Origin of the sequence: Micromonospora sp. NBC_00421 (assembly GCF_036017915.1) — a bacterium.
GTDB lineage: Bacteria > Actinomycetota > Actinomycetes > Mycobacteriales > Micromonosporaceae > Micromonospora.
Genome location: NZ_CP107929.1, coordinates 1,410,131 through 1,425,395 on the forward strand (window position 1 = coordinate 1,410,131; position 15,265 = coordinate 1,425,395).

The window sequence follows — 15,265 nt, forward strand, 5'->3', positions numbered from 1 at the left end:
GGAGATCCGACCAGGGACTGTGGTGGTAGGTGAACGCAGCCGCACAGCCCCCGCCATCGTGGCCCGGCCCGGCCAACAGGAAGGAGGACCGGCTCCGTGGCTCGGAGCCGGTCCCCCTCAGTCAGCCCACCGCCGCGACGACGGCGGCGGGTGGTGCGTCACACCTGGGTGAACCGCCACTGCTGGTTGGCGGCACTGTGGCAGGTCCACTGCAGCAGCCGCGCGCCGTCGGTGGTGGCGCCACCGTTGACGTCCAGGCAGAGCCCGCTCTGCACGTTGCGCACCGTGTAGACCCCGGAGGTGGTGGTCGCCGTCGCGGTGAACTTCTGCTGGTTGCTGTTGTTGCAGGTGGCCTGCTGGAGGAACGCCCCCGCCGTGGTGGAGCCGCCGATCACCTCGGCGCACTTGTTGCTGTGCACCGCCTTCAGGTAGACCGCGCCGCTACCGGCGTCCACGGCCTGCCACTTCTGGTTGTTGCCACCGGTGGCCGCCCACTGGGTGAGCTGGGCGCCGTCGGCGGTGGAGACGCCACTGACGTCCATCAGCTTCCCGCTGTGCAGGGCGGTGAGCGTCCAGGTCTTCCCGGCCACGCCGGTGCCGGTGCCGGTGCCGGGCGTGCCGACACCGTTCCCGCCGAAGGTGTGCGAGTCGAGGTCGAACGCGTTGTTCGCACTGCTCTTGAACACCATGTAGAGCGGGTGCGTCCCGGACAGCGCGGACACGCTCACCGGCGCGGTGGACTGGTAGTTGTTCCAGCCGCCGGTGCTGGGCACCGGAGTGGTGGCCAGCAGGGTGCCGGTCGGTGAGTCGGCCCGCAGCTCGATCGAACCGCCACCGGACGGCGACGACAACCGGTAGCTGACCGTCGAGATGCCCGACAGGCTCATCGGGTTGAACGCGATCCAGTCGTTGTTGGAGATGTCACCGACCCGCTTGGTGCTCTCCGCGCTGGCCTCGTCGACCACCCGGATGCCGGACTGGCTGCTGAAGTACTCGGCCTGCTTGTGCTTCGGCTGGAGGATCGCCTGCGCGGTGCCGGTGAGCGGGGACGAGCCGCCCGGGCCACCGCTGTCGGTGTAGCGCGCGTTCAAGACGTAGAACAGGTTGGCGCCGTCGGGGTGCCCACCGAGCAGGTCGGTGGAGATGGTGCCCGAGCAGCCCGGGTACTCGGTGGTCTCGTGCGCGTGGTCGTCGTGACCCAGCGCCGGGTTGAGGAGCACCTTGGAGCAGTCGACAGTGCCGCCGTCCGGATCGGTGACGCTGATCTGGTACGACACCTTGTCACCGAAGGTGAGCATGCCGCCGCTGGCCGGCGTGGTGATGGTGACCACCGGCGCGCTGTTGCCGACGGTGATCTGGACGTTGGCGAAGCCCGTCTTTCCGGTGTTGTCGGTGACCTTCAACTGCGCCGTGTAGTTGCCGTTGGTGGTGTAGACGTGCGACGGGTTGGCCGCCGTCGAGGTGGTGCCGTCACCGAACGTCCACTGGTAGCTGAGCGTGTTGCCCGGGTCCGGGTCGGCCGTGCCGGCGCTGCTGAACTGGACGTTCAGCGGGGCGAGGCCGCTGGTGGGCGTGCCGACGGCCTTGGCGATCGGCGACCGGCCGCCCTGGATGTAGTCGATCCGGTAGAGCCCGGAGTCGCTGTTGCCGCCACCGAAGTTGGTGCCCCACTCCAGCACGTAGAGCGAGCCGTCCTTGCCGAACTCCAGGTCCATCGGCTTGTTGAACCGTCCCCCGGGCAGGAACGAGTTGGTGCGGGTCACCGCCGTGGCGGAGTCGAAGTGCACCTCCTTGATGTAGCTGCGCGACCACTCGTAGAAGAAGTGCACGCCGTCGTAGTAGGCCGGGAACTTCGTGGCCGACGGGTTCGCCGGGTCGTAGCGGTAGACCGGCCCGCCCATCGGCCCGGAGCCGCCGGAACCGAGCTCCGGGAAGTTCGACGAGGTGCCGTAGCCGTACCACATGTTGGGCGCGACGACCGGTCGCAGGCTGGTCAGGCCGGTGTTGTTGGGCGAGTTGTTGACCGGCGCGTTGCAGTTGAACTTGGCCCCGACCACGCCGGTGTCCGGGTTGAACGGCGCGTAGGGCTGGTTGTCACCGTGGCAGAACGGCCACCCGTAGTTGCCGGGCTGCTTGATCACGTTCAGTTCGACCAGGCCCTCGGGGCCGCGGTTGGTGGTGGGCGGGTTGCGGTCCGGCCCGTAGTCGGCCAGGTAGACCCAGCCGTTGGAAGGGTCGATCGAGAAGCGGAACGGGTTGCGGAAGCCCATCGCGTAGATCTCGGGCCGGGTCTGCGCCGTGCCCTGGGGGTAGAGGTTGCCCGTCGGGACGGTGTAGCCGCCGGTGGCCGAGGGGCGGATGCGCAGCAGCTTGCCGCGCAGGTCGTTGGTGTTGCCGGCGCTGCGGGCGGCGTCCAGGTTGGACTTGCCGGACCGCCAGTCCAGCGGGGCGTAGCCCTGCCAGTTGGGGTCGAGGTTCGGCGGCGTGTCGTCGCCGGTGCCGATGTAGAGGTTCCCGTCCGGGCCGAAGTCGATGTAGCCACCGGTGTGGCCGGGCTCGGGGAAGGTACGGTCCCGGTACGCCGGGATGTCGATGATCCGGGCCTCGGTGGACAGGTTGAGACTGTCACCGGAGAGCGTGTAGCGGGAGACGCGGTTGACGTCGGTGCTGCTGCTCGCCGGCGAGTGGTACAGGTACACGTACCCGTTGGTGGCGAAGTTCGGGTCCAGCGCCAGGCCGGTGAGACCATCCTCGCCGCCGGTGTAGACGCTCAGGGTGCCGGCGGTCACGGTGCTGTTGCTGGTGGGCTTGAAGATCTTGACCTGGCCGCCGCGCTGGATGTACATGACCCGACCGTCCGGCAGCACGGCCAGGGCCATCGGGTCGACCGTGTTGTCGTCCAGGGTGCGCTTCTCGAAGTTGCTCCAGACGGTGCCGCCGCAGTCGCCGGGCAGGTTGCCGGCGGCCCACTTCACGCCGCCGAGGACGTGGTCGCGGAAGCTCGTCTCGCTGTAGGAGGCGATCGCGTGGCCCATCGCGGTGGCCCACACCCGCCCGCCAGCGGCGTTGCGGCACCAGGAGATCGGGTGGTCCGGACCCATCGCCCGGGACCCCGGGTTGTAGGTGCGCTCGTCGGCGGTCACCAGCACGTGCACGTTGCCGCGCGGGTTGGCGTCGAAGTTGTACCACTCCTCGCTGCGGTTCCAACGGTCCGGCAGGCCGGTCGTCGACGGGTGCTGCTTGTCGGCGACGATGGCGGTGCCGGGCAGCACGCCGGGGGAGTGCTCGGGCATGTGGGCACCGCCGTTGAGGGTCTGGTCCCACCAGGGGTACTCGCCCTCGATGCCCATGTCCAGGGCGTTGTGGATGCCGACGATGCCCTTGCCGCTGGCCAGGTAACCCTCCACGGCCTGGCGTTGGGCGGCCGAGGTCCAGACCATGCCGGAGGTCTGGAACATGATGATCACGTCGAAGGTGGCGAGGTTGGCCGGGGTGAAGACGCTGGAGTCCTCGGTCTGCACCAACTCGAAGTTGTTGGCCGCCGCCTGCTGCTGGAACATGCTGATCCCGGCGGGGATCGAGTCGTGCCGGTAGCCCACCGTCTTGGTGAACAGCAGGGCGCGGAAGGCCGGTGCCGCCGACGCGGGTGGGGCGAGGCCGAGCGACAGTAACAGGCCGGCGATCATGGCGATGAGCAGTGTGGTGCGACGCATGCCGTCTCCTAGTTTTCGGCGGGCAACTCCGGTGGCGACCGTGGCTCCGTCGGCGCGTCAGGTGGTGGCTGGCGCAGGCAGGGCACGGGTGTGGTGCTCGGGTCGTCGTGCCGTCCGCCGTAACGGCCGTCAGCCCCGTTGATCGTCACAGAGAGTGACTTGTTGGTGTTCTCGTCCCGTGGGTCGCGAGGTCAGGATGATTGAGTCATCGATGACTGTCAATGGATTGGGGAAGGTTCGATGTTTCGACCTGTTGGTGGCAGCCGGCTGCGGACCCCTCGACGCGGCGGCGGTGCTGATCGGGGGGCGTGCCTGGGAATTGCATCGGGAGGAGGATTGTGGACAAGCATCGAAACATCTATCTTCATACGTGTGATGTTTCGTCGATGTCAAGGAAAGTTTGCTTCGACGAGACGTAAGCACCCGTGGCAGACAGCGAAAGTACTCCCGTCCGACTCGATGCACGAGCCGGACGTGGGGTGGCGATCACGTCGATGACTACTTTCTGTGAGGGTTCCCGGAATGTCAGACCCACCACCGGCGTCGCTGCTCACCCTCCGGGGGATCGGCAAGTCCTTCTTCGGGGTACGCGTCCTCGACGGTGTCGACCTCGACGTCGCGCCGGGCGAGGTGCACGCCGTCGTCGGTGAGAACGGCGCCGGCAAGTCCACCCTCATGAAGATCGCCTCCGGCGGGTACGCCCCGGACGAGGGCACCGTCGAGGTCGCCGGTGAACCGCGCGTCTTCCGGGGCCCGCGCGACGCGCAGCGGGCCGGGGTCGGCATCATCCACCAGGAGTTCAATCTGCTGCCGGAGCGCACCGTCGCGGAGAACGTCTACCTGGGACACGAGCCGGTGCGCCGCGGGTTGGTCGACCGCGGGGCGATGCTCGACCGCACCAGCCGGCTTCTCGCCTCGATCGGGGAGACCACCCTCGCGGCCGACGCCCAGGTGGGCCGCCTCGGCGTCGCCCAGCAGCAGGTCGTCGAGATCGCCAAGGCGCTCGCCCTGGACGCCCGGCTGCTCATCATGGACGAGCCGACCGCGGCCCTGGCCGACCACGAGGTCGAACTGCTCTACGGCCTGGTACGCCGGCTCCAGCAGCGGGGCATCGGCCTGCTGTACGTCTCGCACCGGCTCACCGAGGTCTTCGACCTGTCCGGCCGGATCACCGTCCTCAAGGACGGCCGCCGGGTCACCACCGTGGACACCGCCGACACCACCACCGACACCCTGGTACGGCACATGGTCGGCCGGGAGCTGTCCAGCTACTACCCGGACCGGGCCCGCCCCGCCGACCTCGGCCCGGTGCGGCTCACCGCCCGCGACGCGGGGAACCGGAAACTGCGTGGCATCGACGTCGAGTTGCGAGCCGGGGAGGTGCTCGGCGTCGGTGGTCTCCAGGGCGCCGGGCGGTCCGCGCTGGCCCGCGCGCTGTTCGGCGTCGACCCGTTCACCACCGGCGAGGTGACACTCGACGGCAGAACGGTCCGGCTGCGCTCGCCCCGGACCGCGATGCGGGCCGGCATCGCCTACGTCACCGAGGACCGCAAGGGGGAGGGCATCGTGCCCCGACAGTCGGTGCTCGACAACGCGCTGCTCGCCAGCCGGGCGGTCTTCGCGGCCCGGTCCGGTCGCGCCGCCCGTACCGCCCGGGTGCGGGAGCTGCTCGCCGCCGTCGAGGTCCGCGCCGCCGGCGACGACCAGGAGATCCGTTTCCTGTCGGGCGGCAACCAGCAGAAGGTCGTGCTGGCCCGCTGGCTCGCGCTCGACCCGCAGGTCCTGCTCTTCGACGAGCCGACCCGGGGCATCGACGTGGGCGCGAAGTCGGCCATCCACGATCTCGTCCGCCGGCTGGCCCGCGACGGCGCAGCCGTGTTGATGATCTCGTCCGACCTGCCCGAGCTGCTGGGGATGAGCGACCGGATCGTCGTCATGCGCGACGGCCGGATCGCCGGCGAGCTGCCCGCCGGCGCGACCGAGGAGGACGTGGTCGCCCTGGCCGTAGGCCACGTGAGGGCTGGCGCCCAGTGAGTGCGAGGAGTGAGCCGGGTTTGCGAGCCCCGCAGTCGCGAACGGGGATGGCTCTGGTGAGTGCGAGGAGTGAGCCGGGTTTGCGAGCCCCGCAGTCGCGAACGGAGACCGTCCGGTGAGCGTGTTGTCGTTGTTGCCGGCCCGACGGCCGGTGCCGGGCGTGTTCGTGGCGCTGGCCCTCACCCTCGCGATCGGCTGGCTGGTCGTCCTGGTCGACGGCGGCCAGTTGTTCAACCAGTCCACGACGGTGAGCCTGCTGCACGTCGCCGCCGGTCTCGGGTTCGTCGCCGTCGGCCAGACCCTGGTCATCCTCGGCGGTTCGCTCGACCTCTCCGTGGCGTACGTGATCAGCCTGAGCACCCTCGTCGCGGCCGAGACGATGAACGGCAGCGACGGCGCGCTGCTGCCGGCGATCGGCCTGGCGCTGGCGGTCAGTGCCGGCGTCGGACTGCTCAACGGGCTGCTCGTGACCAGGTTCCGGGTCAACGCGTTCATCGCCACCCTCGGCGTCGGGTTGCTGCTCAAGGGGTACCTCGACAGCAACTACGACGGCCCGGCCGGCAGCACCTCACCCGGCCTGGTGCAGTCGCTGGGCTATCAGCGCGTCGGCCCGGTGCCGCTGTCGTTCCTGCTGCTGCTCGCGGTGACCGCGGCGGCCTGGTTCGTACTGTCCCGGACCCGCTTCGGTCACCACCTGGTCGCCGTCGGCGGTGATCCGGAGGTCGCCCGGCTCTCCGGCGTCCGCAACGACCGGGTGCTCGTCACCGCGCACGTGCTGTGCTCGCTGTGTGCCGGGCTCGCCGGGATCTACCTGGCCAGCCGGCTCGGTTCGGGCGCGCCCCGGGTGGGCACCGAGGGCCTCTACGACCTGGAGTCGATAGCCGCGGTGGTGATCGGCGGGACCGCGCTCGCCGGTGGGCGCGGCGGTGTCGTCGGCACCGTCGGCGGGGTGCTGCTGCTCGCCAGCATCGACGCGATCTTCAACCAGCTCGAGGTCGACGCGTTCTTCAAGCAGGTGATCAGGGGCGTCATCATCATCGCCGCGGTCGCCGTCTACGCCCGTCGGGCTCTGCGAAAGGCGGCGGCCTAGCCATGCAGCTCGTCCAGCGTCGTCCGCTGTCACTGCGCCGTGTCCGGCTTCGCCCCGGCGGGGTGCTGCCGATCCTGGCCATCCTCGCGGTGCTGCTGGTGCTCGTCGGCATCCGGCAGCCCAGTTTCCTCGACCCGCCGTCGTTGATGTCCTTCCTGGGGCGTTCCGCACCGATCATCCTGCTCGCCGCCGGCCAGTACTTCGTGATCGTCTCCGGCGAGTTCGACCTCTCCGTCGGCTCGCTGGTCACCGCCCAGGTGGTGGTCGCGGCCCGGCTGATCGACGGCGACCCGGCCCGCACCTGGCCGGTGGTGCTGCTCCTGCTCGGCTTCGGGGCGCTGGTCGGGCTGGTCAACGGCCTGATCACGACACGCCTGCGGGTGCCGTCGTTCATCACCACCCTCGGCATGTTCCTGATCCTGGTCGGCGCGGTGTACCTGTGGTCCGACGGCGCGCCGAAGGGCGGTCTCTCCGAGGAGTTCCGGCGGTTCGGCCGGCGGGCGGTCGAGGACGTGCCGCTGCTCGGCCGGGTGCCGTACGCGCTGCTGGTCCTGGTGGCCGTCGCGGTGCTCGCGGTGCTGCTGATGCGGTCGGACTTCGGCCGGACCCTGGTCGCCGTCGGCGACAACCCGCGCACCGCGCAGCTGAGCGGGGTACGCGTCTGGCGTACCCGGACCGTCGCCTTCATCCTCAGCGGGCTGGCGGCGGCCGTGGCGGCGATCCTGCTGGGCGGCTACAGCGGGGTGTCGTTCCAGGCCGGTGCGGGCCTGGAGTTCGGTGCGATCACCGCTGTCGTCCTCGGCGGCGTCGCCCTGGGCGGGGGGCGCGGCTCGGTCGTCGGCGCGATGCTCGGCGCGTTGACCCTCGAACTGCTGTTCGCGCTGATGAATTTCTACGGCGTCTCCGGCGCCCTCAGGTCCACCGTCCAGGGCGCGATCATCCTGCTCGCCGTGGCGGTCTCGGCAACCCGTTCTTCGTCACGATAAGGGGAATCCATAGTGCGACGTTCCATGGCGGCGCTGGCCGCCGTCACCCTGCTGTCCCTCACCGCCTGTGCCACCGACGAACCGGGCGCGGGGCCCTCGGGCGGTTCCTCCTCCGCCGCCGGGTCGGGCACCGGGGAGCAGTCGAAGTTCTTCGTGCAGGCCGACTACGACGCGGAGTTGGCGCTGCTCGGCGCCACCCCGACCGGCGCGGCGGACAAGCCGTGGGAGCAGGTGCTCAATCCGGCCATGGTGGACACCGCGAAGTTCAGGAAGGCCGGGCCGCACAAGATCTGTTTCTCCAACGCGGCCTTGAACAATCCGTGGCGGCAGGTCGGCTTCAAGACCATGCAGGCCGAGGTGGAGGCGCAGAAGAGCCGCATCAAGGAGTTCGTGCACGTCGATGCCGAGGGCAAGGACCAGAAGCAGATCGCGGACATCAACGACCTGCTCGGCAAGGGCTGCGACGCGCTCATCGTCTCGCCGAACACCACCGCCACGCTCACCCCGGCCGTCGAGGCGGCCTGTAAGGCCGGGCTGCCGGTGGTCGTGTTCGACCGTGGCGTCGACACGAAGTGCCCGGTGACGTTCATCAACCCGATCGGCGGTTACGGCTTCGGCCACGTCGGTGCCGAGTTCGTCAGCCAGAAGATGAAGCCCGGCGGTAAGGTCCTCGCCCTGCGGATCCTGCCCGGCGTCGACGTCCTGGAAACCCGCTGGTCGGCCGCGAAGGTGGCGTTCGACAAGGCGAAGGTGGACGTCGTGGGGGTCGAGTTCACCGACGGCGACCCGGCCAAGACCAAGAAGATCGTCGACGACTACATCCAGCGGTACGGCACCATCGACGGCGTCTGGATGGACGCCGGCGCGGTCGCCGTCGCGGCGGTCGAGGCGTTCCAGGACGCGGGCAAGCCGGTGCCGCCGATCAACGGCGAGGACCAGCTCGACTTCCTGAAGATCTGGAAGGACAAGAAGCTCACCGCCATCGCGCCGACCTACCCGACCTACCAGTGGCGTACGCCGATCGTCGCCGCGCTGCGGATCCTCGACGGCCAGCAGGTGTCCAGCCCGTGGAAGCTGCCCCAGCCGACAATCACCCAGGACAATCTGGACCAGTACCTCGACGCGGACATGCCGCCGCTGCACTACGCGATGTGCGGCTGCACCGACCTGCCCGGTTACCCGCAGCGCTGGAAGTAGGTCCCGGTGTACGCCATCGGTGTCAACCCCTGGGTGTGGGCCTCGCCTGTCGACGACGCGGCCCTCGCCGAATTGGTCCCGCGGATCGCGTCGTTCGGCTTCGACGCGGTCGAACTGCCCATCGAACAGCCCGGCGACTGGGATCCGGCCCGTACCCGGGATCTGTTGGCCGCGCACGGTCTGGTCGCGGCCGGCGTCTGCGCGGTCACCCCGCCGGGGCGGGACCTGGTGAACGCCGCCCCGGCCGTCGTGGAGTCGACAGTCGCGTACCTCACGGGGTGCGTGACTGCCGCGGCGGCCGTCGGCGCGCCGTGCGTCGGCGGCCCGGTGTACGCCTCGGTCGGCCGCACCTGGCGGATGTCGGCGGCGGCGCGGGCGGCCTGCTACGCGGAGTTCCGGCGGGCGCTGACGCCGGTGGCCGAGCAGGCCGGCGAGCAGGGCGTCAGCATCGGGGTCGAGGCGCTGAACCGCTACGAGACGAGCGTGGTCAACACCGTCGCGCAGACGGTGGAGCTGATCGACGGGTTGCCGTCGAGCGTCGGCATCATGATCGACACCTATCACATGAACATCGAGGAGTCCGATCCGTACGCGGCCCTCGCCGCCGCTGGCCCGCACATCAAGCACGTCCAGGTCAGCGGCACCGACCGGGGCGCACCCGGTGCGGACCACTTCGACTGGCCGCGCTTCTTCGCCGTGCTGCGGGACACCGGTTACCGGGGCGCGCTCTGCATCGAGTCGTTCACGGCGGAGAACGAGACCATCGCCACCGCCGCGGCGATCTGGCGTCCACTGGCCCCCTCGCAGGACCGGCTCGCCACCGACGGCCTGCGCTACCTCCGGGCGGCCACCGCCGATCCGCCGGCCGCGGCCGGCTGAGGCGGTTCGACGGATGTGCCGTACGGGGGCCGACCACCGACGGTCCTGCCGGCGGCAGGACCGTCGGTGGTGGCTTGACAGGAAAGTGGAACCACAGGACAGTCGGCATACGCATTTATGGATACCGATATTAACTGGGTGGGGTGCGTCATGAGGAAGTCACTGACGGCCGTCGTCATGGCCGCCGTCGTCGCCCTGACCGGGATGGTCGCCGTGCTCGCGCAGTCCAGCGCGGCGAACGCGGCGGCCGGCTGCCGGGTGGACTACGTCGTCAGCAGCCAGTGGACCGGTGGTTTCAGTACCGACATCACGATCACCAACCTGGGCGACACCGTCAACGGTTGGACGCTGCGGTTCGCCTTTCCCGCCGTCGACCAGCTGCTCGCGCAGACCTGGAGCGCCACCTGGAGCCAGTCGGGCCAGCAGGTCAGCGCAACGAACCTGGGCTGGAACGCGACCCTGGGCACCAACGCCACGGTGAACATCGGCTTCGTCGGCTCCTGGTTCGGCAACAACCCCGTGCCCGCGTCGTTCACGCTCAACGGTGTCGCCTGCACCGGCGGCGTCCGGCCCAGCATGACGCCTACCGGGACGACGACGACGCCGCCGGTCGCCGACTATCCGGCGATCGTCACGTGGCTCGGCCCTGCCGCCGGCGCGGTCTACACCGGGCCGGGGCCCGTCCCGCTGGCGGCGACCGCGACGGTGGGCGGCGGCCACTACATCACCTCGGTGTCGTTCCGGGTGAACGGCGTCACTGTGGCGCAGGGGGTGAAGACCGCCGGTGACCGGTACGAGACCCAGTGGACCCCACCGGCCGGGGAGCCCGGCACCAGCACCACCTTCGTGCTGAACGTCTCCGCCGGCACCGACCAGTCGCTGTCCGGCGGTGCGCCGCCGCGGCTGGTCACGGTGGTGACGCCCGCGTCCACCGGCACCAACCGACCGCCGGCGGTGGCGCTGAGCACCCCCGGCGGGCAGACGTACTTCCTCGAACCGACGACCGTGACGCTGGTGGCGGACGCCACCGACACCGATGCCGGGGACGTCGTCGGCCGGGCGGAGCTGTACCTCGGCACGACCCGGGTGGCCACGACCACGACCAGCAGCGGGCAGCGCTACCAGTTCCCGGTGGACCTGGCGGCCGCCACGTCGTCCACCTTCACCGTCCGGGTCTACGACTCCCACGGGGGCGTCGGCATCTCGAACCCGCTGATTTTCACCGTCCGGTAGGCCGCCAGGTGCCCGGCGGCACCGCGGTTCGCAGGCGGGCCCGATCCCGGGTGGCGTACCCCGGCGATGGTGTCGGGGTACGCCGCTGCGGCGGGGGGAGGAAGGTCGGTCGGTGGCGTGAAGTCGGCCCGCGGTGGGGTCAGCGTGCCGCAGCGGGATGTTCCGGCCCCTGCGCCGCCTCATCAGTGCCCCCGTAGCCGCCCGGAGGAGACCATCCCGGACGACGCTTCCTGAGCCACCCGGACCACCCGCTCGCCTGCGGAACCGTCAGCGTCCGCCTGTGGCGTCGCCGGACCGCGCGCCAGCGGAGGCCGAACCGAGCACATCCGGTCGACCGGAAGCGCACTCGACAGTCGGGTCTGCGGTGCCGCACGGTCACCCCGCCTGGTCCCGCCAGCCGCGCCGACGGGTGGGCCGGGCCGGGCCGGTGCGGCCGGCGGGAACGCGGCGACCTGGTCACCGGCCCGAACTACCCACGTTGGTAATGGCCCCTGACCAGCGGGGTGGGCGAGTCTAACCAGGCATAGATCCGTACCTGTGAGTTCCGTGGGTCCGGCAGCTGGAGGGAAGGTCTGGACTTGCCATGCGACAACTTGAGGTGGCTCTGATCGGCGCGGGACTGATCGCGCGCCTGCACCTGGAGGCGTGGATCGGCGCCGGGGCGGCCGTCCGGGTCTGTTCCGACGACGGCCGGGCCGCCGAGTTGGCGCGTGAGTTCGGGGCGCGGGCCGTGGGCTCGCTGGACGAGGCGTTGGACGGTGCCGACGCCGTGGACATCTGCACCCCGACCGGCACCCACCGGGAGATCGCCCTGACCGCCATGGCCAGAGGCGTGGGCGTGGTGTGCGAGAAGCCGTTGGCGGCCACCACCGCCGAGGCCGAGGAGATCGTCGACGCCTCCGAGCGCGCCGGGGTGCGGCTCTACCCGGCCCACGACGTACGGTTCGCGCCGGCTTTCGCGCGACTGCACGAGCTGGTGGCGTCCGGAGGCCTGGGCGAGGGCACGACCGCGCGGTTCCAGTTCTCCGCGTACCACCCGAGGCCCTGGACGGGGTCGGTGCCGGCGCGGTCCGGCGGGATCCTGACCGACCAACTGCTGCACGGCGCGGACCTGGCCTACTGGATCTTCGGGGAGGTGGTCCGGGTGTACGCCTGCTACCAGGGCGAGATCGCCGCACCGGCCCCGCAGGGGGCGGTGGCGACCGGCACCGCCGTCCTCACCCACGCCAACGGCGCGATCAGCCAGATCGTGAGCCGGTGGACGGCCACGCCGAAGCCGCCGGTACGGGTGACGTTCCACGTCGCGGGCACCGGGGGCAGCGTGAGCTACGACTCCGAGTGGCCCCAGGAGGTCCGGGTGGCCGACGGCGAGGCCGGCGGCTTCGGCTACGCCGGCAGGTCGGTGTTCGCCACCGAGATGCGCGAGTTCGCCCAGGCCTTCCTGGGTGGCCCCGAACCGCGACTGGGTGCCCGGGACGCGCTGGCCGCGGTCCGCATCACCCAGGCGGCAGCGGAGTCCGCCTGGACCGGCCGCGCCGTGGAACTGCCTGTGAAGGGAGCCGCATGAAGGTCGCCGTCCTGTCCCTCGCGCACGAGCGCGCCGAGGCCTACGCCCGTCTGCTGCACGACCTGCCCGACGTCGAACTGCTCGTCGCCGACCCCGACGGCACCGCCGACGACCAGGAACGGGGCCGGACCCTCGCCGGACAGCTCGGGGTGCCCTACGCCGACGACTGGGACGAGGTCACGCAGTGGCGTCCACACGCCGTCGTGGTCACCGGGGAGGTCGGCCGTCGCCGGGAGGTGGTCGAGCGGATGGCCGAGGCGGAGGCGTTCGTGCTGTGCGAACAGCCGCTGGCGCTCACCGAGTCGGACGTCAAGGAGATGGTGGACGCCTGCGACATGGCGGGTGTCCGGCTCACCCTCGCCTCCCCGGCCTGCTACGGCGAGGCGTTCGCCGCGATCCGTCGGGGGATCGCCGACGGCGTCGTCGGCACCCTGACGACCATCCACGGCGCATACCACACCCCGCCGGTGGCCGGCCTGGGCGCCGTCGCCGCCAACGCCCCGTACCTGCTCGACCTGGTGGACACGGTGCTCGACGGGGCACCGGCGGAGCGGGTGTACGCGCAGGCGAACGACGTGCTCGGTGGGGGGCAGGGCGTCGAGAGCGCCGCGGTGCTCACCGTCACCTACCGCGGTGGGGTGGTCGCCACGCTCGACTGCAGTTGGAGCAGGTCGCCGGCGGCCGGACCGACGCTGACCCTCGTCGGGGACCGGGCGAGCGTGGAGTACGACGCCGCGCCCCGGTTGCTCGGCGGGTTCGACGCCGCCACCGGCGGTGAGCGGCGGGAAACGGGTGGGGAGGACCGGTATCCGCTGATGCTCCGGGAATTCCTCGACACGATCGACACCGGCAAGGGAGCCGGCCCCGACGGCGAGGTCGGGTTACGCACGCAGCGGATCATCCAGGCCGCCTACGAATCGATGCGCACCGGGCAGCCCGTCGACGTCGGATGACGACGTCGGCCCTGGCCGACCTCGGGATCCGGACCTGTCGATCACCTTTCGCGAGGATGGCGCCGACATTGTCGGTGCGGGAATCGCGTGCCCAGGTTCAGGCGGAAACGACCCGGCGAAATGGGAGACCAGATGAGTGTCACGCAGGTGGAAGTCGTCCTCAGTGGTGGGCCGGTCGATCTGTCGTCGGCGCAGCGCAGCGTCCCGGAGGCGGCGTTGGGACAAACACTCAAGATTCGACACGGGGCCGGCTACGAGCATTTCGTCCACGACGGTGAGTACCGGACGGTGAACGGCTGCGAGGTGGCGGTGTTCCGCTGGGCCGGGCGCACGAGAATCGCCGAATAAACCGCTCACCCACCATTTTCCGAGGGAGAAGGATTCCATGACCGACGCCATTTCCTTCGAGCAGCCGTGGGCGCGGACCGACAAGTTCGACCCGCCGGCGATCTTCGACGAGCTGCGGGAACAGCGTCCGCTCGCCCGGATGCGCTACCCGGACGGGCACGTCGGTTGGATCGTCTCCAGTTACGACCTGGTGCGGGAGGTCCTCAGCGACCTGCGGTTCAGCCACAGCTGCGAGGTCGGTCACTTCCCGGTGACGCACCAGGGGCAGGTGATCCCGACCCACCCGTTGATCCCCGGGATGTTCATCCACATGGACCCGCCCGAGCACACCCGGTACCGCCGGCTGCTGACCGGGGAGTTCACCGTCCGGCGGACCAGTCGGTTGACGTCGCACGTGCAGGCCGTCGCCGCGGAGCAGATCGAGGTCATGCGGGCGCACGGAGCACCTGTGGACCTGGTCGAGACCTTCGCCCGGCCGCTGGTGCTGCGGGTGTTGTCCGAGCTGGTCGGCCTGCCGTACGCGGAACGCGACCGCTATCTGCACGCGGTGATCCTCCTGCACGACGCCGAGGCGGACCCGGCGGCCGCGGCCGCCGCCTACGCCGAGGCGGGGGCGTTCTTCGACGAGGTCATCGACAGGCGTCGACAGCAGCCCGGCGACGACCTGATCAGTGCCCTGGTCGCCGACGAGGAGCTGACCGGGGAGGAGGTACGCAACATCGTCACGCTGCTGCTGTTCGCGGGCTACGAGACCACGGAGAGCGCGCTGGCAGTCGGCGTGTTCGCCCTGCTGCACCACCAGGACCAGCTGGCCCTGCTCCGGGCGGAACCGGCGAGGCTCGACGCCGCGATCGAGGAACTGCTGCGTTACCTGACGGTCAACCAGTACCACACGTACCGCACCGCGCTGGAGGACCTCAAGCTCCACGGCGAGTTGATCAGGAAGGGGGACACCGTCACGGTGTCCTTGCCGGCGGCCAACCGTGACCCGGCCAAGTTCGGGTGCCCCGCGAAACTGGACATCGAGCGGGAGACCTCGGGCCACGTGGCGTTCGGCTTCGGCGTCCACCAGTGCCTCGGTCAGAACCTCGCCCGGATCGAGCTGCGTACCGGGCTGTCGGCACTGTTGCAGGCCTTCCCCGACCTGGGGTTGGCCGTCCCGGCCGACGAGGTGCCGCTGCGCCTGCAGGGTTCCGTCTTCGCGGTGAAGAACCTCCCCGTCCGCTGGTGAGCGTTCCGCTCCGCTGATCCTCGAAAGGACCTGC

General features: G+C 70.4%; 11 protein-coding genes. 10 read left to right on the forward strand and 1 reads right to left on the reverse strand.

What is annotated here, in order from left to right; translation table 11 throughout:
- Window positions 1-158 precede the first annotated feature (158 nt).
- Window positions 159-3,713: a ThuA domain-containing protein gene (locus OHQ87_RS06280; protein ID WP_328345785.1), complete on the reverse strand. Its 3,555-nt coding sequence runs from the start codon at window positions 3,711-3,713 to the stop codon at window positions 159-161.
- Between the two features lie 522 nt (window positions 3,714-4,235).
- Here OHQ87_RS06280 and OHQ87_RS06285 point away from each other — a divergent pair.
- The 10 genes from OHQ87_RS06285 (at window position 4,236) to OHQ87_RS06330 (ending at window position 15,231) form a co-directional block, all read left to right on the forward strand.
- Window positions 4,236-5,747: a sugar ABC transporter ATP-binding protein gene (locus tag OHQ87_RS06285; RefSeq protein WP_328345787.1), complete on the forward strand. Its 1,512-nt coding sequence runs from the start codon at window positions 4,236-4,238 to the stop codon at window positions 5,745-5,747.
- Window positions 5,748-5,862: 115 nt separating this feature from the next.
- Entirely contained in the window at window positions 5,863-6,837 is a 975-nt protein-coding gene (locus OHQ87_RS06290) for an ABC transporter permease (RefSeq protein WP_328345788.1), read from the forward strand.
- Window positions 6,838-6,839: 2 nt separating this feature from the next.
- Entirely contained in the window at window positions 6,840-7,823 is a 984-nt protein-coding gene (locus OHQ87_RS06295) for an ABC transporter permease (protein ID WP_328345790.1), read from the forward strand.
- A 12-nt stretch (window positions 7,824-7,835) separates the two neighbouring features.
- Window positions 7,836-9,020 carry an ABC transporter substrate-binding protein gene (locus tag OHQ87_RS06300; RefSeq protein ID WP_328345792.1) on the forward strand — a complete coding sequence of 395 codons (1,185 nt, stop codon included), beginning with the start codon at window positions 7,836-7,838 and terminating at the stop codon, window positions 9,018-9,020.
- Between the two features lie 6 nt (window positions 9,021-9,026).
- Window positions 9,027-9,899 (forward strand): sugar phosphate isomerase/epimerase family protein, encoded by an 873-nt coding sequence (locus OHQ87_RS06305; protein ID WP_328345794.1) that lies wholly within the window; start codon window positions 9,027-9,029, stop codon window positions 9,897-9,899.
- A gap of 150 nt (window positions 9,900-10,049) precedes the next feature.
- The gene (locus OHQ87_RS06310) at window positions 10,050-11,132 is read left to right on the forward strand and encodes a cellulose binding domain-containing protein (protein ID WP_328345796.1); all 1,083 of its coding nucleotides are present in this window, start codon (window positions 10,050-10,052) and stop codon (window positions 11,130-11,132) included.
- Window positions 11,133-11,715: 583 nt separating this feature from the next.
- Complete coding sequence (locus tag OHQ87_RS06315; RefSeq protein WP_328345798.1) at window positions 11,716-12,699, forward strand: Gfo/Idh/MocA family protein; 984 nt, start codon at window positions 11,716-11,718, stop codon at window positions 12,697-12,699.
- Window positions 12,696-13,652, forward strand: a complete 957-nt coding sequence (locus tag OHQ87_RS06320; protein ID WP_328345800.1) for a Gfo/Idh/MocA family protein — start codon at window positions 12,696-12,698, stop codon at window positions 13,650-13,652. Before OHQ87_RS06315 ends, OHQ87_RS06320 begins: the two co-directional genes overlap by 4 nt.
- 132 nt (window positions 13,653-13,784) lie before the next feature.
- Window positions 13,785-14,000 carry a DUF5988 family protein gene (locus OHQ87_RS06325; RefSeq protein ID WP_328345802.1) on the forward strand — a complete coding sequence of 72 codons (216 nt, stop codon included), beginning with the start codon at window positions 13,785-13,787 and terminating at the stop codon, window positions 13,998-14,000.
- Between the two features lie 37 nt (window positions 14,001-14,037).
- The gene (locus OHQ87_RS06330) at window positions 14,038-15,231 is read left to right on the forward strand and encodes a cytochrome P450 (RefSeq protein ID WP_328345804.1); all 1,194 of its coding nucleotides are present in this window, start codon (window positions 14,038-14,040) and stop codon (window positions 15,229-15,231) included.
- The last annotated feature ends 34 nt before the right edge of the window (window positions 15,232-15,265 follow it).